Raw genomic sequence first — 20,839 nt, forward strand, 5'->3', positions numbered from 1 at the left:
ATAAGAAATGTTGTTGTGGAATAGAAGAATAGAAAGGAAAATGAATATGAAAGATAAAGTAAAAGATGCTTATGAATCATCTAAGAATATATATGATGACGTTCTCACTCAATCCAATATTTTTAGTCAACTTTATATAAAACTATTTTGGAGTGGTACTGATGATAATGTAATCGCACAAAAAGTACTCTCTTATATTCCTAATGATTTTAATGGTGTTCTTCTTGATGTTCCAGTAGGTACAGCTGTATTCACTAAGAATAAATGGATTTCTTTAAATAATGCGCATATTACATGTCTTGACTATAGTCAGGATATGCTTGAACAGGCTAAGATAAGATTAAATGGTCAAAAACATATCCAATATATTCAGGGAGATGTAGGAAACTTACAGATGGATGATGAAACATTTGATATCGTACTATCAATGAATGGATTTCATGCTTTTCCTGATAAGATTAAAGCTTTCCAAGAAACATGGCGCGTACTAAAACCTAGTGGTGATTTTATTGCATGCTTTTATATTAAAGGAAAATCAAAAAGAACAGACTGGCTAGTAAAAAATATTCTTTCAAAGAAAGGGTGGTTTACGCCACCATTTCAAACTGAAGAAGAACTTAAAGAGATTCTAGATAAACTCTATCAAATCATTGATATACATATTGATGGATCAATGGTATATTTTCACTGTAAAAAGAGGTGAAACATATGCGTATTGCGTTAGCTCAAATGAAAAATGAAGGTACAATCCAAGATAACTTAGATAAAAGTATAGAGTTTATTAGACAAGCTTCTGAAAATGATGCAAGCCTCATCTTATTTTCAGAAGTTCAGCTTACAGAATTCTTTCCACAATATAAGGGAAAGGATGTATCACAATATAGACTTAAACTTGATTCAAAAGAAGTAAAGATGCTTCAATCTGCAAGTAAGAGATATAATATTATATCTGTTCCAAACATTTATCTTGAAGAAGAAGGAAAAACCTATGATGCAAGTCTATTAATAGGGAAAAATGGAGAAATCAAAGGCATTCAAAAAATGATTCATATAGCACAGGCTAGACAATTCTATGAACAAGATTACTACACACCTTCAAATGATGGATTCAAAGTATTTGATATAGAATATGGTAAAATAGGCATTGTCGTATGTTTTGATAGACATTATCCTGAAAGTATTAGAACAGAAGCGCTGATGGGCGCAGATCTAATACTTATTCCAACAGTGAATACTAAAACTGAACCTTCAGAAATGTTTGAATGGGAACTTCGTGTCCAGTCCTTTCATAATAGTGTAAGTATTGCGATGTGCAATAGAGTAGGACAAGAGGGTGAAATGAACTTTTCTGGAGAATCCGTTGTAGTAGATCCAAATGGGAAAGTTATTAAAAAAGCAGGTGATCAGGAAGAAATCATATATGTTGACATTGATTTGTCTAATTCAAAGAAAATAAGAGAAAGTAGGCCCTATACACAACTAAGAAGAAAAGAATTATATCAATAAAATCTCCTTGCCATAAAGTAAGGTTCACACTTTATAATTTAGTCAAGGAGGATGATACTATGAGTAAAATATTGGTTGCTTATTTTAGTGCAAGTGGTGTTACAAAGCATGCAGCTGAAGAAGTCGCAAAGATAGCAGGGGCTGATTTATATGAAATCAAGCCAGAAGTCCCATATACAAAAGCTGATCTTGATTGGATGAATAAGAAGTCTAGAAGCAGTATTGAAATGGAGGATAAATCTTTTCGTCCTGCCATTATTAAAGATAATCTAGATATTTCAAAGTATGATCATATCTATCTAGGTTTTCCTATCTGGTGGTATGTTGCACCTACAATTATTAATACATTCCTAGAAGCATATGATTTCTCTAATAAGAGAATTACACTATTCGCTACATCAGGAAGTAGTGGTTTTGGAAACACTATAAAAGAATTAAAAGTATCAGCACCAAATGCAGATATTAAAAAAGGATTATTACTAAACAATCTAACAACTCAAAAAGTAAAAGAATTATTGGCCTTATGATTATTCATAAATAAATCCTTTCGTTTGTCATAGGCTCCTCCCACTGCCAATAGGTGGTGAGAGGAGCCTCGCAAATTGTATCTATTATCCCTGACTTTCAATATATTTTTGTATAGTTGCTGATGACACTTCTCCAATGCTACAAGCAAAATCACCATCTGACCAAAATGTTTTTTCCTTCCAATACTGTTTTGATAAGACCGAACTATACTTATGCCATAAGTGGTATGCTGTTTCCTGCTTTACAATTTTGACAATATCGCAAACTCTATCTGTTGTATCGTAACTTAATAAGAAATGTATATGGTCTTTGTCAGTTTCTATCGCAATAATTTCGTAGCCACGAGTATTAGCTATATCGAGAATCTTTTGTTTAACATCATTGGCGATAGAGTCTTTTAGTAGTTGTTTGCGGTATTTGGTTACTAGAATTATATGTACCTTCAGACTGTATTTTTGTCTGTTATGACGATTGTATCTATTATCCACAGTTTACCTCAAAATATAGATATTTCGCTATAAAATAAATATAATATATAGTGAAATATCTATGAAAGGAGTACATCTATGGAACAGATGACTATTACAGCTAAAATTCAAATAATCGCAGCTGAAACAGATAAGGTTTTGCTTGATGAAACAATGTCTGTTTATCGTAATGCCTGTAATTATGTTTCAGACTATGTATTCCGCACTCATGACTTAAAGCAGTTTTCACTTAATAAAGCTTTGTATTCTACTTTACGAGAAGAGTTTAACCTTAAATCGCAGATGGCGCAGTCTGTTTTGAAGACTGTTATCGCCAGATATAAGACCATTCTTGAAAATCAGAATGAGTGGATTAAACCATCGTTCAAAAAGCCTCAGTACGACCTGGTTTGGAACAGAGATTATTCCTTAACACAAAACCGTTTTTCAATCAATACGCTTAATGGTCGTGTAAAGTTATCTTATTTTTCAGATGGAATGTCTAAGTATTTCGATCATACGATTTATAAGTTTGGTACTGCCAGACTTGTAAGTAAGCATGGTAAATACTATCTGCATATACCAGTTACCTATGAGGTTGAAGAAAGTAATATTTCTGACATCTGTAACGTTGTAGGTATTGACAGAGGTATTAACTTTGTTGTTGCAACTTATGACAGCAAACATAAGTCTGGATTTGTTAGTGGTAAAGCTATTAAACAGAAACGTGCTAACTATTCCAAGCTCCGTAAAGAACTTCAAATGCGACATACGCCATCCTCAAGACGAAGACTGAAAGCTATCGGTCAGCGAGAAAACCGTTGGATGCAGGATATTAACCATCAGGTATCGAAGGCACTCGTTGAAAACAACCCAAAGCACACTCTCTTTGTATTGGAAGATTTGTCAGGTATTCGTAATGCTACAGAACGTGTTAAGACAAAAGATCGTTACGTTTCTGTATCATGGTCTTTCTATGACCTTGAGCAAAAACTAATCTACAAAGCAAAACAGAATCAGTCTTCTGTTATTAAGGTAGACCCTCGCTATACAAGTCAGTGCTGCCCTTGCTGTGGACACGTTGAAAAGTCTAACCGCAATAAGAAGATACATCTGTTTACCTGCAAAAAATGTGGTTATAAATCTAATGATGACCGCATTGGAGCTATGAATCTGTATCGTATGGGAATAGACTATCTTGCAGATAGCCAAGTACCTAATACAGTTGTAACAGAGTAAACTCTGCTGCAAAGGGTGCTGTCAACCACCCTATGATGTAACGCCACTTTAGATAGCAATATCTATTGGGGTTAAAGGTCGGAGGTGTAAACCATTAGTACGACTGGGCAGTTACAAGCCCATGACCTTTAGGTCGTGGGTAGTTGACAGGGCTTTTTTGATATAATAATGGAAAGGAGGCATAACCATGGATAAAACAATGAAAATAACAGGTAAAGGAAAAGTATCAGTCAAGCCTGATATAATACGTCTTAATATGACAATGGAAGAATCATATAAGGAATATGAAGTCACATTAAGACAATCTAGTGAAACAACAAAAATATTGAAGGAGTTATTTGTTTCTCTAGGATTTAAAAATGATGATTTAAAAACTAGAAGCTTTGATATTAATACCAAATATGAAAGTTATAAAGCCAAAGATCAAAGCTGGAAAAAGAGATTAATAGGATATACATATACACATCATATGTTGATAGAATTTGATGCAGATAATAAGAAACTAGGTGAAATACTCTATACTTTGGCACATAGTGTGATTACACCAGAAATCTCTATTGAATATACAGTCAGTGATCCAGAAAAGCATAAAGATAAATTATTAAAGAATGCGATAGAAGATTCAAAGCACAAAGCTGAAGTCTTAGCAAATGCTGCAGATGTTAAATTAGGTGATATCGTATCTATTGATTATTCTTGGGGTGAAGTCAGCTTTGTCTCAGAACCTATACAGAATTTTGCATTTGCAAGTGCTGAAAAAACAACAGCTCGTGCTGGATATGATATTGATATTGAAGCAGATGATATTGATGTCACAGATACAGTAACTGTGATTTGGAATATTAAGTAATGTACGAATAGCTAGGATTGAAAGGCGTTGAGATGTTTGACAAAAATTGAACTTATTTCAGATCTGTGTGATAGCGAAGTACTATATGCTATAACAGATGGAGACAGTAATAATACAATTTTTGATATAGAGGACTCTGAAAAGATACAGGCAACTTTACAGCTGGCGAATGAACTCGTTAAAGGTCGAAAATCGGGTAAAGAAAAAGGTTGGCTAACATTAGAAGATGTAAAAAAATACTAGGTATTATCAAATGATTTATGACAAAGGAGATGTAAAATAATGAAGTTTAAAATTATAAAAGCGAATATTATTGATGTTGTCTCAGACGCAATAGTTTTACCTGCAAACGAAGGACTCAAGGAAGGTCCTGGATCCTCTAAAGCTATCTTTAGTGCTGCTGGTAGAAAAGAACTAACTCAAGCATGTAAAAAACTGGGTCATCGCAATATAGGAAGTGCGGTGCCAACATTGGCTTATAATTTAAGTTCAAAATATATAATTCATGCAGTCGTGCCTAAATGGATTGACGGAGAGCATAATGAATATGACTTATTAAGTTCTGCATATTTAGCGGCACTTAATATTGCAGAAGTAATGGGATGTGAATCAATTGCATTTCCGCTTCTAGCATCAGGTAATAATGGCTTTGATAAGGAACTCGCAGTACGAATTGCTGAGGAAAGTATCGAATCATTCCAAGGTGTAAATCTGAAGAAAGTATTCTTAGTAATCTATGGTGATAACATGGAGAAGTATATAAATAGTCTAGGTTATAATGTATTTGTCATTCCCGCTAACATCAAAGTGAATGATAAAAAGCTCCAACATCAGGCTAAACAAAGAAAACTGATTGCTGATGGAAAAGATGTTGCACAGGATATACTTGAAGCTCAATTAGAAAAAGCTATTGAATGGATAAAGAAACCAGAAAACCAAAAGAAACTATTTGAAGCCGGCATAGCAGTATTCAAGTTAGCCTTTAAGAAGATTAAGAAATAAACTTTAGTAATGATTGATGTGCCATTACGTTATGCACCATTTGGTGATAAGAAATTTAAACTACTAAAACGTATTATGTAAAAACTCTTCACTGATAGAAATATACTTCTCAGTAAACAGACTATCCTTTTCCCAGATGAATTCAAAATTATGCTGGAGCTTAAAGTCATTTAATACAATTTCTTTTAATACACCTTTTTGTAGTTCTTCTTTAACTGCAATCTTGTAAATAAAAGAAATACCACAATCTTTCTTGGTCAAACTTATGATAGTATGCATATTTTCTATTTGTGTATAATGTATAAAATCAGAAATAGACAAACCACGTACTTTTAGACTTTCTTCAAGAATATGTCTAGTACCAGAACCTTGTTCTCGTACAAGAAGTCTTTCATTAAGAAGGTCATGTAAAGTATGAGGTATATTCTTAAACTCATGTGATGCAGCACAGATGGCAATATAGTCCTCTGTGCTGTATTTTTTATGACTATATTTCTCTTTAGGATAATTTCCTTCCACAATAGCTATATGAATCATACCTTGATCTAATAGCTTTAATAATTCTGCTGTATTACCATAATGAAGATGTAGATTCATTTCAGGATGATGTTTAATAAAATCAGCCAATCTATCAACTATCGCATACTCACCAATTGTCATAGTCACACCAATGGATAATGTCTCTATGGTAGTTTCACTGCTTTTCATCTCTTTTATAATATTCTTTTCATCATTCTGCATAGTCATCAGATATTTCCTCAATATCTCTCCAGAACGTGTTAAAGATAACTGCTTATTTGAATATACAAAGAGTGTTGTTTCATATTCTTCTTCTAGATAATGAATATGCTGTGAAACAGCTGGCTGAGTAATATGCAGTTCTTTTGCCGCAAGTGTATAGTTGAGTGTTTCACACACCTTTAAGAAAGTATTTATACGATAATCTAACATCAAATCACCCCATCAATAATATATACTTATAGTTCAATAGAAATATATAATTTAAAATTATTATAGTCAAGTGATATAATGAGCACACATTTAAAGAAAGCAGGTTATTTCATGGAAACTATTAAAAAGAATATATATGGCATACTTGTATGTTTAGTTATTGCAATTCCATCATGGTTACTAGGAAAACAATTTCCAGTTATCGGTGGGGCAGTGATTTCAATTCTTGCAGGTATGCTTATTACTATGTTTTGGAAAGAAAAAGGTAAAGCAGCACCAGGGATCAAATGGACTTCTAAGATCATTCTACAAACAGCTGTCGTCTTATTAGGTTTTGGTATGAATTTAGGTGTCATCTTTGAAACAGGAAAGCAGTCATTACCTATTATTGTTTGTACTATTTCAACTTCACTTCTTATTGCATGGCTTTTAAGAAAGATATTACATGTACCTTCCAATACATCTATTCTAGTAGGTGTAGGTTCATCTATTTGTGGTGGTTCTGCCATTGCAGCTACTGCACCAGTCATTGATGCCGATGATGATGAAGTTGCTCAGGCTATTGCAGTTATTTTCTTCTTTAATGTCTTAGCTGCATTATTCTTCCCTATTCTAGGTAAAGCCATTGGCTTTGATACATTACATGGTGATGCGTTTGGAATATTTGCAGGAACTGCCATCAATGATACATCTTCAGTTACTGCAGCTGCATCTACTTGGGACAGTATGTGGCATTTAGGAAGCGCTACACTTAATAAAGCTGTAACTGTCAAATTAACACGTACACTTGCCATTATTCCTATCACTTTAGGATTATCAATGATTAGAAGTAAGAAGAACCAGAAATCTTCAAACTTCAGTTTAAAGAAAGCATTCCCTATGTTTATTCTATACTTTGTATTAGCTGCTATTATTACTACAGTCAGCCTTCATATAGGAGTTAACAGCAATATTTTCTTACCTATTAAAGAATTATCTAAATTCCTTATTATTATGGCTATGGCTGCAATTGGTTTAAACAGTAATGTCATTCACTTAATTAAAACAGGTGGTAAACCATTATTAGTAGGTGCATCATGCTGGTGTGGTATTACTATTGTTACATTACTCATGCAGCATGTTATGGGTATCTGGTAAGCATTGACTTTACATATTATATTTCTTAAGATATAAATAGACTTACAGTGAAACTTAATTTTCACTGTTTTTTAATAGGAGAATCATATGAACATTACAGTTTATTTAGGTGCCTTGAGAGGCAATGATCCAGTATTAAAGGATGCAGTTAAAGAACTTGGTACATGGATTGGAGAAAACAATCATACACTCATCTATGGGGGATCAAAATCAGGATTAATGGGATATATTGCAGAAAGTGTATTAGATGCAGGTGGAGATGTCATTGGAATAGAACCACAATTCTTCATTGATGAAGAACTACAATATGATGGCTTAACTGAATTAATCATTACTCAAGATATGACAGAAAGAAAGACAAAAATGATAGAATTAGGAGATGCCTTTATCGCCTTTCCAGGTGGTACAGGAACACTAGAAGAAATATCAGAAGTGATGTCTAAAATTTCATTGAAACAACTTCATACGCCTTGCATATTCTATAATTTGAATGATTATTATAAGGGCATGAAAGAACTTATGTCCCATATGATAGAAATGGGATTATCTACTGATGAAAAACAGAAGGGAATTTATTTTGCAGATAATCTAGAAGATATAAAAAATATTATTGAAGAGGAATAGTGATTTTTTTCATTATTCTTTTTATAATAAATAATAGTTAAGGAGACGTATAATGAATCTAGAAGGACAAAACTCGGAATCATTAAGAAAGATGATTAGGCATCTCCAGGAAGAAAACCAAGAATTAAAAGAACTACTAAAAAATCTAATATCACATTTAATGAACTAAAAGAAGAAATGGCAACTGAATCTATCGATGAGGGTCCATATATCAAAGATACTTAAATTACTGATAAACTTGCAGCTTCTTTTCTTCCTTTGTTTCAAGGTAGAAGAGTAAAAAGGATGAAAACTTCTATAGTGAAGATGTTATAAAGAAACTCTCTATTGTCCTTGCAGATGGCATATATGTAGACATACTTAATCTTAAGCCTCGCATTCAAAACCAGATTAAACGCTTAGCGGCTTCAATTGGAAGCAGCCAAGAGTTATCTATTTAGGGGAAGACATAAACGACTATATAAAAATTCCAAAAGAGGTATTAGAAACTCTCCTCAATAAGTGTGATTCATCAAATATTGAGTATGAAATTATTGATAAGAGAGAAAAAGGAAAACCTATTAATGTAGCATTTACTGGAAAATTAAGAGATGAACATCTTACTGCTGCATCTGATTTATTAAGCTATGATAATGGCGTTCTTAATGCAGCCCCTGCATTTGGTAAGATAGTTGTATCTAGTTATTTGATTTCTCAAAGGAAAATCACTACACTCATTATTATGCAGAGTGGTTCATTTATTGATCAATGGGTAGATGAATCACATCACTTTTTAGAATTAAACGAAGACCTGCCTATGTATAAGACAAACTCAGGGAAAGAGAAACAAAGAAAAGATCTCATAGGGGTCTTACATGGTAGTAAGAATACCTTAACAGGGATCATTGATGTTGTATCTGTCAATTCTATTTATGATAAAGCAGGCATTAGCCGTTTAAGTCAAACGTATGGCATGGTGGTATGAATTTACTTGGTAAATCAAATATCTATGATAGCTTAATGAGAGTTAAAGCAAGTATTCTTGCAGAAGAAATTGTATTCACTTATACAGAAGACACAAATCAAAAATAAGAGGTAATACTATGGCATTTAAGATAGTAAGAAACGATATTACAAAAGTAGAAGCTGATATCATTGTTAATACAGCAAATCCAAAACCAAAATGTGTCAGTGGCACAGATCTGGCGATATATGAAGCAGCAGGAAAAGAAGCGCTTCTTGCAGAAAGAGAGACTATTGGCCCCATTGAAAGAGGAGAGATTGCAGTCACTGGAGCTTATAATCTCAACGCAAAATATATTATTCATACAGTAGGACCTGTATGGATTGATGGAAATCATCATGAACTTGAAATACTAGAAAGATGTTATCGTCTACCTCTACAAAAAGCAATAGAACTAGGATGTCAAAGTATCGCATTTCCTCTTATTTCAACAGGTGTGTATGAATTTCCAAAAGATAAGGCTTTGCACATTGCAGTATCTGTATTCAGTCAGTTTTTGACAGAACATGAAATAGAAATCATTTTAGTTGTATTTGATAAAACCTCTTTTCAATTATCCAGCCAAATTGTCGGAGAGATTGATTCTTATATTGATGCAAACTATGTCAAAGAAAGTCATATTAATGAGTATCCTTTAAGCTACAGACGAAGTGCTCGTCTTTGTTCTTTATTTAACTCTACATTTCATGAAGAATCATCTCTACATTTATCGGATACTTCTTTAGAAAATCAGCTTGCAAATATTGGCCCTTCATTTCATGATAAATTATTTGAACTCATAGACAAAGCGCATTTGGATAATAAAGACGTATGGAAACGAGCCAATCTAGATAGAAAACTTTTTTCTAAAATTCAATGCAATAAGAACTATCATCCTAAAAAGAAAACCGTATTTGCATTATGTATCGCATTACACCTTAATCTAGAAGAATCAAAAGATCTACTTGCAAGAGCGGATTGGGCATTTAGTCCAAGCAGTAAAGTAGATCTAATTGTACAAAAAGCAATCATCGATAAACAATATGATATTATGGAACTCAACATCACATTATTCAAATATACCAATGAAACTCTTGGAGCATAAATGGCGTCGGTACTTCATGTATCGACGTTTTTTAAATGTCGCCTTCAAAGCGACCACATATCTTTCCTCCTCATTTATACTGATATTGTAATAAGAAAAGATTGGAGGAATATATTATGTATGGTGCAATTTTAGGAGATATTATTGGCAGTCCATTTGAATTTGATAGAGGAGATAAAACAAAGGATTTCAAATTATTTAGTAGAAGATCTCATTTTACAGATGATTCAGTCATGACTCTTGCAGTATGTGAGGCATTACTTAAAGTAGGGCAGGATGTAACAGTCAAAGAAATCGAAGATGCAGTTATATCAAGTATGCAATCATGGGGTAGAAGATATCCTCATGCAGGATACGGAGGTTATTTTAGACGCTGGCTAACAGCCCGTCATCCCGAGACTTATAATAGTTATGGAAATGGTTCTGCCATGAGAGTATCAGCTGCAGGATGGCTTTATGATTCCCTTGAAAAAACAAGAACTATCGCAAAGGCAACTGCAAATGTAACTCATAATCATCCAGAAGGTATTAAGGGTGCAGAGGCGACTGCGAGTGCGATATTTATGGCCAGAAATGGTTCATCAAAAGAAGAAATCAAAAAGTATATTGAGAATGAATTTCATTATGATTTGAATAGAACACTTAATGAGATTCGACCAGGCTATCATATGGATGAAACCTGTCAAAAAACAGTCCCTGAAGCAATCATTGCCTTTCTTGAAGCCAAGGACTTTGAAGATGCTATAAGAAATGCGGTATCTCTAGGTGGGGATACAGATACCCTTGGAGCGATTACTGGAAGTATTGCAGAAGCCTATTATGGAATACCTGAATGGTTAATAACTGAATGTAGAAAACGTATTAATAAAGATATGAGAATTGTTCTTGATGATTTTAATGATGTTCTTTCTAGAAAAGATGATTTTCCAAATAGTAATAAGATGATTGAAGATGCGATAGACCAATATTATGTTCAGAATAATAAGGATGGAATGCTGGTGTTCATGAAAACCCTACTCATAAGTATTGAACAGGGTGGAGAATTAGTAGTGCCTTATATCACAACGCACTCAATTTTATCAAAAGAGCAGTTAAATAGTATAAGTATTGGTGATACTTTTACACTTGATCATGATGTGAAGCTTAAGCTAGAAACAGTGAAGGATGTAAAGGGGAATGAGTGGATGGGCGTATTTACGTCAACAAATGAAATGCATAAAGGATCGAGTGGTAATGTTCAAATAAACCAGTCAATATTATCCATTCTTCAATCAGTGCTTGACTTAGAAGAAGTAAATGGTATTGTCATTAATCCATTTGGAAAACATATTCAAATCAGTAAGAATATGATAGCTCTATTAATTAGTATATATGACGAATGTGCGAAAGAAAGTTAAAAAATAATCTAAAAAGATTGTAACTATAGTTATAATCTTTTTTTGCTTTAATGAGTCTATTTTCATCCTGAAAATATATGTAATCTATTACATTCAGGGATATTGTAATATTAATTGAACTTATTTCTTTTGCAATGTCAACATATGTGTCTTGACATCTGTCAATAACAATGATAGCATAGGCACAGCGTAAAAAGAGATAGGCGCTTAATTTAGGAAAAGTTTGAAAAAGAGGATTAAATTATGGATATGATGAATAGAATCAAGCAGCTTAAAGAAGAAAAGAATGCTGTTATATTGGCTCACTATTATGTGGATGCAGATGTACAGGCAGCGGCTGATTTCATTGGTGACTCATTCTATCTTGCAAAAAAAGCAGCAGAAACAGATGCTGATAAGATTGTATTTGCAGGTGTAGAATTCATGGGAGAAAGTGCTAAGATACTTAATCCTACTAAGCATGTATATATGCCAGATGCACATGCAGATTGTCCAATGGCTCATATGGTGATTATAGAAAAGATCAAAGAAATGAGGGAAAAGTATGATGATTTAGCTGTTGTATGCTATATCAACTCTACTGCAGAAATCAAGACTTATAGTGATGTATGTGTAACTAGTTCGAATGCAGTTAAAATCGTTAATAAATTACCAAATAAGAATATTTTCTTTGTACCAGATCAGAACTTAGGAAGCTATGTAGCAACTCAGGTAGAAGGTAAGAATATCATTTTAAATAATGGTTTCTGTCCAAGACATCACATCATGACTAAGGAAGATGTATTAAATGCAAAGAAGGAACATCCAGATGCTTTAGTGGCTGTACATCCTGAATGTAAGCCTGAAGTATTAGAAGAAGCCAATTATATTGGAAGTACATCAGGTATTATTGATTATATTGTTGGAAATGATGCTAAAGAATTTATTGTTGGTACAGTCGATGGCGTTTATGCCACAATCCTAAATCAGGCACCTGATAAGAAGCTTTATAATGTAGTAAGAACTCAGGTATGTCCTAATATGAAACTTAATTCACTAGAAAAGATTATTCATGTATTAGAAACTGGTGAAAATGAAGTATTCTTAGATGAAGAATTTATGAATAAGGCAAAAGCACCATTACAGAGAATGCTTGAACTTGCTAAATAGGAGATGACTAAAAATGACTAAAAAAACAGATATTCTTATTGTAGGTACTGGATGTTCAGGATTATATTGTGCCCTTAAATTACCTGGAAACCTTAATATTCATATGATTACTAAGTCATGTGTAGAAGAAAGTGATAGCTTTCTTGCACAGGGTGGTATTTGTATGTTTAAGGATGAAAGTGATTATCATGCTTTCTTTAAAGATACACTAAGAGCTGGACATTATGAAAATAATCCTCTTTCTGTAGAATTAATGATCAGAAGTTCTCGTGCTGTACTTGATGATTTATTATCATATGGTACTGATTTTGCAAGAGATGAAGAAGGAAACCTTAAATATACAAAAGAAGGTGCTCATTCTACTAACAGAATTCTTTATCATGAAGATATTACGGGTAAAGAAATCACGAGTAAGCTTTATGCAGAAGTAAAAACAAGAAAGAATATCACTATTGAAGAATATGTAACTTTAACAGACCTTCTTGTAAAGAATGGTAAGTGCGTTGGTGGTAGAGTACGCAAAGGCGATGAAGAACATGATATCTATGCGAACTTTGTTGTACTTGCAACTGGTGGTATTGGTGGTAAGTATAAGAATTCTACTAACTACCGTCATTTAACAGGTGATGCTATTGATTTAGCTAAGAAGTATGGTATTGAAACAGAACATTTGGATTATGTACAGATTCATCCAACTACATTCTATAGTAAAGATAATGAAAGACGTTTCCTTATTTCCGAAAGTGTCAGAGGTGAAGGTGCATTATTATATGATAAGAATGGTAATCGTTTCGTTAATGAATTATTACCTAGAGATGTAGTTTCTGATGCAATTAAGAAACAGATGGAAAAAGATGGTACTGATTATGTCTTAGAAGATTTAAGACCTATTGGTGAAAAGGAACTAAAGGAACATTTCCCTAATATTGTTCAGTACTGCTTAGATAAAGGCTATGATGTGACTAAGGAATGTATTCCAGTTGTACCAGCCCAGCACTATTTCATGGGTGGTGTAAAAGTCAATGAAAACAGTAAAACATCTATGGAAAATCTATATGCTGTTGGTGAAACGGCATGTAATGGTGTTCATGGAAAAAATAGACTTGCTAGTAACTCATTATTAGAAAGTTTAGTATTTGCTAAAAGAGCCGCAAAAGATATGACAAGAAAGTATGAGGCCCCAAGTATGTTTGATAAGACAACATTAAAATTAAATGTAGACCCACTAATCCTTTCAGCTCTTCGTGAAGATATTACAAGTGAAGATGTATCTACATGCAGTGTTATGAGAACTGCACAGCTAGGTGAAGTGGAATTAATTTGTAAAGAAAATGGTATTATTGCTGGTCTTCAGATTTTTGAAAGAACATTCAAATTATTAGATGAAGATGTGCATGTACACTTCTTTGCTCATGATGGTGATGAAGTCCATAAAGGAGAATTACTAGCTAAAGTAACTGGTGATATGAGAACTCTTCTTGAAGGTGAAAGAACTGCATTAAACTACTTACAGAGAATGTCAGGTATTGCAACTTATACACGTAAGGTTGCAGATCTTCTTAAGGGTACAGGTATTAAGTTACTTGATACAAGAAAGACAACTCCAAATAACAGAATCTTTGAAAAATATGCTGTTAAAGTAGGTGGAGGAAGCAACCACAGATATAACTTAACAGACGGTGTTTTATTAAAAGATAACCACATTGGTGCAGCAGGAAGCGTTACTAAGGCTGTACAGATGGCAAGAGATTATGCTCCATCAGTAAGAAAGATTGAAGTTGAAGTAGAAACTTTTGATATGGTGAAAGAAGCTGTTGCAGCGGGTGCTGATATTATCATGCTTGACAATATGAGTACTGAATTATTAAAACAGTCTATTGATTACATTGATAAACGTGCTGAAATCGAAATTTCTGGTAATGTTACTGCAGAAAACATCAATAGAGTAAAAGATATGGGTGTAGATTTCATTTCAAGTGGCGCATTAACACACTCTGCAAAGATTCTAGATCTATCATTAAAGAACCTTCATGCAATCAATGGGAGAGACTAAATGACTGGTAAAGAAAGAAGGGACTACATCCTTACAGAACTGATGGAAAGTGATACACCGATTTCTGCTTCTAATTTTGCGAAACGTCTTCAGGTTTCACGTCAGGTTATTGTGAATGATGTCGCACTTCTTCGTGCTAATAATCATGTTATAGAAGCAACCAATAAAGGATATATCATACGTCATTCTGCTATGGTGGAAAGAGTCCTCAAAATGCAGCATACAGATGCAGATATAGAAAATGAGCTCAATACAATCGTGGATCTAGGTGGTTATGTCAAAGATATCTTTGTATATCATAAGGCTTATCATATTGTACGTGCACCTCTTAATATTGCATCTCGTTTAGATGTAAAGAAATATCTTGATAATTTAAAATGTGGGAAATCCATTTCTTTAATGACAGTGACAAGTGGATATCATTATCATACAATCTGTGCTGAAACAGATGAGAGACTTGATGAAATTCAAGATGCATTGTCAAAACTAGGATATCTTGCAAAACTTCAGGAATATGAACCTGTTGAATTCTAAAAGCCATCTACATTGATGGCTTTTTAATATATAATGGTATGGAGGTGATGAATTTATGATTTATGTAACAGGTGATATACATGGCAATCAATTTAAATGGCTTGAACAGATAGATCCTGTATTAAAAGAAGGAGATATTATTATTGTATGTGGAGATTTTGGAATAGGTTTTTTCCAACAGAAATATTCTTCAGAAGAATCATTTTATGATTTCATTAGTGTTCAGCCCTATACTGTTTTATTTGTTGATGGCAATCATGAGAACTTTAATAAGCTTAATAGTTATCCCATGGAAGTATGGAATGGGGGATATGTTCATAAACTACGTCATAATCTCATTCATTTGATGCGTGGAGAAATCTATATAATAGAAGGAAAAACATTCTTCACTTTTGGTGGTGGTTATTCTATTGATCAGCCATTTCGTAAAGAAAATATGTCATGGTGGCCTGCTGAAATGCCCAATACAAAAGAATATGAGAATGGATTACAACATTTAAGTAATAGAGATCATGTGGATTATATTATTACACATACAGCACCGGATGAAACGGTTTATTTTCTATCAACCATTAAACAATTTCATATAAAAGGCGATGTTTATCAAGAAATGCCTTTGACTACTTATTTGAATGATATTCAGAAAAATACAAACTACACACATTGGTATTTTGGTCATTTTCATGTAGATAAGGAATTGTGGAGAAACCAGACAGCTGTCTTTAATACACTCTATGAGTTAGAATCACATCAAATCATAAGACAATGGAACACATACGAAGGATAACACCTAGACTATAAAACTAGATGTATTGACATCAAATAATAGATATGATATTCTTGATGTACAAGAGGTGATTAAAATGAAACGTACAAAGTTAGATGACCGTGAATTACCTGATTATACTCGCGGTGAAGAAATATTTAATATGGTAACGCATATTGTAGGGGCTGCTTTTGGTGTTGCAGCACTTGTTTTATGTATTATATTCTCATGTTTACATCATAATGGTTATGGTTTAGCTTCTGGTATTGTATATGGTGTTTCTATGATTGTTCTTTATACAATGAGTTCAATTTATCATGGCTTATCTCCTAAACTTAAGGCGAAGAAGGTATTCCAGATTATGGACCACTGTAGTATTTTTGTCTTAATTGCTGGTACATATACACCAGTACTATTATGTTCTGTTAGACTGGCTGATCCATTCTGGGCATGGGTTTTATTTGGTATAGTATGGACTGTCACAATTCTAGGTATTGCATTAAATGCTTATGACATTAATAAATTCGCAAAATTTTCTATGGCCTGTTATCTTATTCTAGGCTGGTGTATCGTCTTTAAGTTTAATTTATTACCTGGAACTGTAGGCATGAATGGTATCTATCTATTAGTCGCTGGTGGTGTCGCTTATACAATTGGTACAATCTTCTATGGATTACAGGAAAAAATACATTATATGCATTGTATCTGGCACTTATGGATCTTACTAGGTAGTGTCCTTCACTTTTTATGCATTATCTTATACTGTATGTAACAGGCATAAAGCCTGTTTTTCTTTTATATCTTTTAAAGTCATGCTATAATCGTTGAGGAAAGGATGATTAAATGAAAAAAATGAATTTTAAATACGGTTTTTTATACTTGATCACATTTATTATTGTATTAGGTGGCGATCTAGTAACTAAACTTGTAGTCAATGAATCAATGCAGTTAGGGCAGAGTTATCAAGTCATTAAAAACTTTTTCTATTTCACTTATATTCATAATACGGGTGCAGCATGGGGAATGCTTTCAGGTCGTTTCTTTCTTTTCTATGCAATTTCTATTATTGCTGGTATTATGCTTATTTATTATTTTATCAAGAGTGATAAATCCCAGGTCTTATTAAGATTTGGAATTGTGCTTATATTTAGTGGTATGCTAGGAAATCTATATGATCGTGTTGTTTTTCATTATGTAAGAGACTTTTTAGATTTCTTTGTATTTGGTTATGATTTCCCTATTTTCAATATTGCCGATATGGGTGTTGTAATAGGTGTTTTATTAATCATCTTAGATTTAGGAATTGGAGAATATAAACAATGGAAATACAATCAATTACACCAGAATTAGAAGAAAAAGGCTTGCGTTTAGATAAAGTCATCTTGAATCATATGCCTGATTGTTCTCGTACTGAGATTCAGAAATGGATTAAAGCAGGACAGGTTATTGTTAATGATAATGTTGAAAAAGCTAACTATAAGGTAGAAGAAGAGGATGTCATCCAGGTCACTTTACCTGATCCTCAGAGCACAGAAATCAGACCTGAAGATATTCCTTTAGATATTATTTATGAAGATGAAGATGTGATTGTCGTCAATAAGCCAACAGGTATGATTGTTCATCCATCTGCAGGTATCTATTCAGGAACACTTGTCAATGCGTTACTTTATCATTGTCATGATTTATCAGCAATAAATGGTATTACACGTCCTGGTATTGTTCATCGTATTGATAAGGAAACAAGCGGTTTATTAATGATTGCAAAAAATGATAATGCCCATCGTTCATTATCTAAACAGCTAGAAGAACATTCAGTTGTCCGTCGTTATGTGGCACTTGTACATGGTGTTATTAATCATAATGTAGGTCGTATTGAGGCACCTATTGGACGTGATAGCAAAGATCGTAAGAAGATGGCTGTCACAAGCAAGAATGCAAAAGATGCGATTACAAACTTTAAAGTATTAGAACGTTATGATGATATGACACTTATTGAATGTCGTCTAGAAACAGGTAGAACACATCAGATCCGTGTTCATATGCAATATATTGGTCATCCAGTTTATGGTGATCCTCAATATGGCTTTAGAAATGATGATAACACACATGGGCAGTATTTACATGCTAAGGTATTAGGTTTTGTACATCCTAGAACCAATGAACATATGTATTTTGAAGCACCTCTACCAGATTTCTTTGAAGAAAAGATCAAGGAATTAGGGGGAGAATATGATGGATAAGCAGATTATTACATGGGATCAATATTTCATGGGCGTTGCGAAACTTTCTGCTTATCGTTCAAAAGATCCTAATACGCAGGTAGGTGCCTGCATCGTTAACAATGACAACCGTATTGTAGGTGTAGGATACAATGGTCTTCCTCGTGGATGTGAAGACGATAAATTTCCTTGGTCAGTAAGAGAAGGGGCTTTATATGATACAAAGTATCCTTATGTAGTTCATGCGGAACTCAATGCGATTCTTAATTCTACTCAGAAATTGCAGAATTGTCGCATTTATGTTTCTTTATTCCCATGTCATGAATGTACAAAAGCAATCATTCAAAGTGGAATCAAAGAAATTGTCTATGAAGATGAAAAATATAAAGGATCAGAAAGCGATAGAGCGGCTAAACGTATGTTAGATATTGCCGGCGTCTCTTATCGTAAAATTCCAGCATTTGAAATAGAAATAAAAAAAGAATCACTAAGTGACTCTCTAGATGAAGAAGAAGGCCTATAGGCCTTCTTTTAATTTCTTTAATGCTCCCTTAACTCTCTTCGTATTAGTGAAATTCAACTTACATACTTTTGTAAGAATCTTTTCCCCATACTTGTTTGCAAGTTTAACAGCCACGATTTCGGCATTAGTGCCAGCCCCCCTAGCAAGGTTCATCTTTAAGCTCTTTGTCATACTAGCAAAATATTGTAGATATGCGTAACGAGAAATGATTTCTGCAGCTAATACTGCTAAGTATTGCTCATCAGCATTGGTTTCAAAAATCATATCTTTTACAACAATAACTTCGCTCTTTAGATAGTTATAATAAGTCTTAGGTGAAACGAACTGATCAATAACTTTGAATTCAACACTCTTCTTCACTTTCTGAAGAACGTTCACAACAGCCTGGTTAAATAAACGGGCACGAATGTTCGCCTGGTTGATTCCATTATCAATCATCTTATTATAATGTGAGTTATCTAATACTAGTAGTGATGAAATGAGATGTCCTTTTAATAGTTTAGCGCAATTGATAATTTCCTGATTTGATAAATCATCGACATTATCAATTTTTAGGTTTTTAATAATCTCAAGTGCTTCATCATCGGCATAGCATGCAACAACACAAAGCGGCCCAAGAAAATCAGCAGATCCTGTTTCTGCAGCCCCGATATGAGGATGCATACATAAATGATCTGAGTTTTTTTCCTGCTCAATCTTCTTTGCTAAACTTCTAGACCAATGCTTTGCTTCATGCACCGCATTCTGTCCTAAAAAGCTTGCTTCATAATCCGATGTCACTTCGATGTCACAGCCAATAGCATGAGCTTTTAAAAGAAGGTTCTCGCTTTCGAATGGAACCATCTGACTGTCATAAAACTTCTTCATCTTGTTTAAAATGTTTTCATTAATCAAAAATTTAATTGGCTCCACCATATTCACCTCACATGAATTATTTTATCATAAATTTCATTTTTTTGACAGTATAAATTTCATTTGTTATAATTAAGAACCGACAGTGTTAAGGAGGCAAGTGCTATGAGTTTTCTCGATTTGATTCTTATCGCTTATTTGTTGTATATGTTTTTTAGTGGATATTCCAAAGGTTTTTTCTCAACACTTTATGATCTGCTAAGCTTCATCATTATGATGCTTTTTATCTATTTTAATGTTGAGACAATTTCTTCAATAATCCAGATTTATAAACCAGTAGATGATCCATTATCTCAGTTAGGGGGCTCTGTAGTGAATATGTTGATTGTTTTTATCATCATGTTCATTATTCTAGAAATCATAAGAAGACTGATAGGACTTCTTATTAAACCATTAATCACAAAATTAACAGATCACTTTGCCTTGACATCACTTGTAAATCACGTATTAGGGGCACTGCTTCACGGCTTAAAAGGTGCCTTTATAGCCTTCCTGGCAATGATTATGTTTATTGTGCCATTTTTTGGTCCTGATATTCTTGCTGATTCTAAAATAGGACATTTAATCATTGAAGATGTGCCAATTCTTTCAGAAACAGTATTAAGTGAAGCAAGTGCTTATGGAAGTTTATTAAAAGGACAACATAACCTTCAATTAGAAGATAAAGATATATTAAGAAAAATGATTATTGCTAACAATCATGCCTATGATCATGGTCTACTTGGCGAACATGATGCAATACAGTTTGTTTATACTCAACTAGGCCCTGCCCTAATAAAGCAGCAGGTGACTTTACCTAAAGAAGAAAAAATACAGTTTATCTTATTGTTAAATAAGACGCCTTATACAGAAACAGAAAAGAATATAATTTTAAATAATATAGGAAGTGAATAAA

Annotated in this window: 24 protein-coding genes; 21 read left to right on the plus strand and 3 right to left on the minus strand. The window is 33.4% G+C overall.

Going from position 1 to position 20,839, the window contains the following annotated elements; all coding sequences use genetic code 11:
- Positions 1–46: 46 nt before the first annotated feature.
- The 3 genes from ACFOZZ_RS05195 to ACFOZZ_RS05205 are packed head-to-tail and all read left to right on the plus strand — an operon-like array spanning position 47 to position 2,033.
- Positions 47–703, plus strand: coding sequence for a class I SAM-dependent methyltransferase (locus ACFOZZ_RS05195; RefSeq protein WP_278861391.1), 657 nt, complete (start codon positions 47–49; stop codon positions 701–703).
- A 5-nt stretch (positions 704–708) separates the two neighbouring features.
- On the plus strand, positions 709–1,506 hold the full coding sequence (locus tag ACFOZZ_RS05200; protein ID WP_278861390.1) for a carbon-nitrogen hydrolase family protein: 798 nt from the start codon (positions 709–711) through the stop codon (positions 1,504–1,506).
- A 59-nt stretch (positions 1,507–1,565) separates the two neighbouring features.
- Positions 1,566–2,033 carry a flavodoxin gene (locus ACFOZZ_RS05205; protein WP_278861389.1) on the plus strand — a complete coding sequence of 156 codons (468 nt, stop codon included), beginning with the start codon at positions 1,566–1,568 and terminating at the stop codon, positions 2,031–2,033.
- A gap of 84 nt (positions 2,034–2,117) precedes the next feature.
- Here ACFOZZ_RS05205 and tnpA read toward each other — a convergent pair whose 3' ends face one another.
- Entirely contained in the window at positions 2,118–2,522 is a 405-nt protein-coding gene (gene tnpA, locus ACFOZZ_RS05210; protein ID WP_286696561.1) for an IS200/IS605 family transposase, read from the minus strand.
- Between the two features lie 78 nt (positions 2,523–2,600).
- Between tnpA and ACFOZZ_RS05215 the strand changes: the two genes are divergently transcribed.
- From ACFOZZ_RS05215 to ACFOZZ_RS05230, 4 genes are all read left to right on the plus strand, one after another.
- Complete coding sequence (locus tag ACFOZZ_RS05215; protein ID WP_376814863.1) at positions 2,601–3,740, plus strand: RNA-guided endonuclease TnpB family protein; 1,140 nt, start codon at positions 2,601–2,603, stop codon at positions 3,738–3,740.
- Positions 3,741–3,927: 187 nt separating this feature from the next.
- Positions 3,928–4,590 (plus strand): SIMPL domain-containing protein, encoded by a 663-nt coding sequence (locus tag ACFOZZ_RS05220; RefSeq protein WP_376814864.1) that lies wholly within the window; start codon positions 3,928–3,930, stop codon positions 4,588–4,590.
- 36 nt (positions 4,591–4,626) lie between these two features.
- A complete protein-coding gene (locus ACFOZZ_RS05225) occupies positions 4,627–4,833 on the plus strand; it encodes a hypothetical protein (RefSeq protein WP_376814865.1) in 207 nt (68 codons plus the stop codon).
- A gap of 39 nt (positions 4,834–4,872) precedes the next feature.
- Positions 4,873–5,592: a macro domain-containing protein gene (locus ACFOZZ_RS05230; protein ID WP_278780136.1), complete on the plus strand. Its 720-nt coding sequence runs from the start codon at positions 4,873–4,875 to the stop codon at positions 5,590–5,592.
- Positions 5,593–5,655: 63 nt separating this feature from the next.
- Here the strand turns inward: ACFOZZ_RS05230 and ACFOZZ_RS05235 are convergent, their stop codons facing one another.
- Positions 5,656–6,543 (minus strand): LysR family transcriptional regulator, encoded by an 888-nt coding sequence (locus tag ACFOZZ_RS05235; protein ID WP_270467594.1) that lies wholly within the window; start codon positions 6,541–6,543, stop codon positions 5,656–5,658.
- A gap of 111 nt (positions 6,544–6,654) precedes the next feature.
- Between ACFOZZ_RS05235 and ACFOZZ_RS05240 the strand changes: the two genes are divergently transcribed.
- The 13 genes from ACFOZZ_RS05240 to ACFOZZ_RS05300 all read left to right on the plus strand — a co-directional run bounded on the left by ACFOZZ_RS05240 (position 6,655) and on the right by ACFOZZ_RS05300 (position 19,032).
- Positions 6,655–7,680, plus strand: coding sequence for a YeiH family protein (locus ACFOZZ_RS05240; RefSeq protein ID WP_278780140.1), 1,026 nt, complete (start codon positions 6,655–6,657; stop codon positions 7,678–7,680).
- An 87-nt stretch (positions 7,681–7,767) separates the two neighbouring features.
- On the plus strand, positions 7,768–8,304 hold the full coding sequence (locus ACFOZZ_RS05245; RefSeq protein WP_055288685.1) for a TIGR00730 family Rossman fold protein: 537 nt from the start codon (positions 7,768–7,770) through the stop codon (positions 8,302–8,304).
- A gap of 796 nt (positions 8,305–9,100) precedes the next feature.
- Positions 9,101–9,268 (plus strand): hypothetical protein, encoded by a 168-nt coding sequence (locus ACFOZZ_RS05250; protein ID WP_187114803.1) that lies wholly within the window; start codon positions 9,101–9,103, stop codon positions 9,266–9,268.
- A 118-nt stretch (positions 9,269–9,386) separates the two neighbouring features.
- The gene (locus ACFOZZ_RS05255) at positions 9,387–10,391 is read left to right on the plus strand and encodes a macro domain-containing protein (protein WP_376814866.1); all 1,005 of its coding nucleotides are present in this window, start codon (positions 9,387–9,389) and stop codon (positions 10,389–10,391) included.
- Positions 10,392–10,507: 116 nt separating this feature from the next.
- The gene (locus ACFOZZ_RS05260; RefSeq protein WP_376814867.1) at positions 10,508–11,788 is read left to right on the plus strand and encodes an ADP-ribosylglycohydrolase family protein; all 1,281 of its coding nucleotides are present in this window, start codon (positions 10,508–10,510) and stop codon (positions 11,786–11,788) included.
- 243 nt (positions 11,789–12,031) lie between these two features.
- Positions 12,032–12,937 carry a quinolinate synthase NadA gene (gene nadA, locus ACFOZZ_RS05265; protein WP_376814868.1) on the plus strand — a complete coding sequence of 302 codons (906 nt, stop codon included), beginning with the start codon at positions 12,032–12,034 and terminating at the stop codon, positions 12,935–12,937.
- Between the two features lie 13 nt (positions 12,938–12,950).
- Positions 12,951–14,990, plus strand: a complete 2,040-nt coding sequence (locus ACFOZZ_RS05270) for an L-aspartate oxidase (protein ID WP_376814869.1) — start codon at positions 12,951–12,953, stop codon at positions 14,988–14,990.
- Positions 14,991–15,524: a transcription repressor NadR gene (locus tag ACFOZZ_RS05275; RefSeq protein ID WP_055288690.1), complete on the plus strand. Its 534-nt coding sequence runs from the start codon at positions 14,991–14,993 to the stop codon at positions 15,522–15,524.
- A gap of 55 nt (positions 15,525–15,579) precedes the next feature.
- Positions 15,580–16,311 carry a metallophosphoesterase family protein gene (locus tag ACFOZZ_RS05280; protein ID WP_376814870.1) on the plus strand — a complete coding sequence of 244 codons (732 nt, stop codon included), beginning with the start codon at positions 15,580–15,582 and terminating at the stop codon, positions 16,309–16,311.
- Between the two features lie 76 nt (positions 16,312–16,387).
- A complete protein-coding gene (trhA, locus tag ACFOZZ_RS05285; protein WP_055234707.1) occupies positions 16,388–17,062 on the plus strand; it encodes a PAQR family membrane homeostasis protein TrhA in 675 nt (224 codons plus the stop codon).
- Between the two features lie 71 nt (positions 17,063–17,133).
- Positions 17,134–17,640, plus strand: a complete 507-nt coding sequence (gene lspA / locus ACFOZZ_RS05290; protein WP_070101805.1) for a signal peptidase II — start codon at positions 17,134–17,136, stop codon at positions 17,638–17,640.
- On the plus strand, positions 17,610–18,530 hold the full coding sequence (locus ACFOZZ_RS05295) for an RluA family pseudouridine synthase (protein WP_279079055.1): 921 nt from the start codon (positions 17,610–17,612) through the stop codon (positions 18,528–18,530). Before lspA ends, ACFOZZ_RS05295 begins: the two co-directional genes overlap by 31 nt.
- Positions 18,523–19,032, plus strand: a complete 510-nt coding sequence (locus ACFOZZ_RS05300; protein ID WP_055234703.1) for a deoxycytidylate deaminase — start codon at positions 18,523–18,525, stop codon at positions 19,030–19,032. The genes ACFOZZ_RS05295 and ACFOZZ_RS05300 overlap by 8 nt, the downstream gene beginning before the upstream one ends.
- On the opposite strand, the gene ACFOZZ_RS05305 is transcribed toward ACFOZZ_RS05300, so the two are convergent.
- Positions 19,027–19,947: a ribonuclease HIII gene (locus ACFOZZ_RS05305; RefSeq protein WP_006504801.1), complete on the minus strand. Its 921-nt coding sequence runs from the start codon at positions 19,945–19,947 to the stop codon at positions 19,027–19,029. The two genes, ACFOZZ_RS05300 and ACFOZZ_RS05305, sit on opposite strands and share 6 nt — an antisense overlap.
- 102 nt (positions 19,948–20,049) lie before the next feature.
- On the opposite strand from ACFOZZ_RS05305, the gene ACFOZZ_RS05310 reads away from it, so the two are divergent.
- Positions 20,050–20,838 carry a CvpA family protein gene (locus ACFOZZ_RS05310; protein ID WP_278860369.1) on the plus strand — a complete coding sequence of 263 codons (789 nt, stop codon included), beginning with the start codon at positions 20,050–20,052 and terminating at the stop codon, positions 20,836–20,838.
- The last annotated feature ends 1 nt before the right edge of the window (position 20,839 follow it).

It is taken from the genome of Catenibacterium sp. GCM10023432 (assembly GCF_042651925.1).
GTDB classification, from domain to species: Bacteria; Bacillota_I; Bacilli_A; order Erysipelotrichales; family Coprobacillaceae; genus Catenibacterium; species Catenibacterium mitsuoka.

Coding starts and splice junctions, on each gene's coding strand:
- ACFOZZ_RS05195 (WP_278861391.1), top strand. CDS start 47: ATGAAAGATAAAGTAAAAGATGCTTATGAATCATCTAAGAATATATAT.
- ACFOZZ_RS05200 (WP_278861390.1), top strand. CDS start 709: ATGCGTATTGCGTTAGCTCAAATGAAAAATGAAGGTACAATCCAAGAT.
- ACFOZZ_RS05205 (WP_278861389.1), top strand. CDS start 1,566: ATGAGTAAAATATTGGTTGCTTATTTTAGTGCAAGTGGTGTTACAAAG.
- ACFOZZ_RS05215 (WP_376814863.1), top strand. CDS start 2,601: ATGGAACAGATGACTATTACAGCTAAAATTCAAATAATCGCAGCTGAA.
- ACFOZZ_RS05220 (WP_376814864.1), top strand. CDS start 3,928: ATGGATAAAACAATGAAAATAACAGGTAAAGGAAAAGTATCAGTCAAG.
- ACFOZZ_RS05230 (WP_278780136.1), top strand. CDS start 4,873: ATGAAGTTTAAAATTATAAAAGCGAATATTATTGATGTTGTCTCAGAC.
- ACFOZZ_RS05235 (WP_270467594.1), bottom strand. CDS start 6,543: ATGTTAGATTATCGTATAAATACTTTCTTAAAGGTGTGTGAAACACTC.
- ACFOZZ_RS05240 (WP_278780140.1), top strand. CDS start 6,655: ATGGAAACTATTAAAAAGAATATATATGGCATACTTGTATGTTTAGTT.
- ACFOZZ_RS05245 (WP_055288685.1), top strand. CDS start 7,768: ATGAACATTACAGTTTATTTAGGTGCCTTGAGAGGCAATGATCCAGTA.
- ACFOZZ_RS05250 (WP_187114803.1), top strand. CDS start 9,101: ATGTATAAGACAAACTCAGGGAAAGAGAAACAAAGAAAAGATCTCATA.
- ACFOZZ_RS05255 (WP_376814866.1), top strand. CDS start 9,387: ATGGCATTTAAGATAGTAAGAAACGATATTACAAAAGTAGAAGCTGAT.
- ACFOZZ_RS05260 (WP_376814867.1), top strand. CDS start 10,508: ATGTATGGTGCAATTTTAGGAGATATTATTGGCAGTCCATTTGAATTT.
- nadA (WP_376814868.1), top strand. CDS start 12,032: ATGGATATGATGAATAGAATCAAGCAGCTTAAAGAAGAAAAGAATGCT.
- ACFOZZ_RS05270 (WP_376814869.1), top strand. CDS start 12,951: ATGACTAAAAAAACAGATATTCTTATTGTAGGTACTGGATGTTCAGGA.
- ACFOZZ_RS05275 (WP_055288690.1), top strand. CDS start 14,991: ATGACTGGTAAAGAAAGAAGGGACTACATCCTTACAGAACTGATGGAA.
- ACFOZZ_RS05280 (WP_376814870.1), top strand. CDS start 15,580: ATGATTTATGTAACAGGTGATATACATGGCAATCAATTTAAATGGCTT.
- trhA (WP_055234707.1), top strand. CDS start 16,388: ATGAAACGTACAAAGTTAGATGACCGTGAATTACCTGATTATACTCGC.
- lspA (WP_070101805.1), top strand. CDS start 17,134: ATGAAAAAAATGAATTTTAAATACGGTTTTTTATACTTGATCACATTT.
- ACFOZZ_RS05295 (WP_279079055.1), top strand. CDS start 17,610: ATGGAAATACAATCAATTACACCAGAATTAGAAGAAAAAGGCTTGCGT.
- ACFOZZ_RS05300 (WP_055234703.1), top strand. CDS start 18,523: ATGGATAAGCAGATTATTACATGGGATCAATATTTCATGGGCGTTGCG.
- ACFOZZ_RS05305 (WP_006504801.1), bottom strand. CDS start 19,947: ATGGTGGAGCCAATTAAATTTTTGATTAATGAAAACATTTTAAACAAG.
- ACFOZZ_RS05310 (WP_278860369.1), top strand. CDS start 20,050: ATGAGTTTTCTCGATTTGATTCTTATCGCTTATTTGTTGTATATGTTT.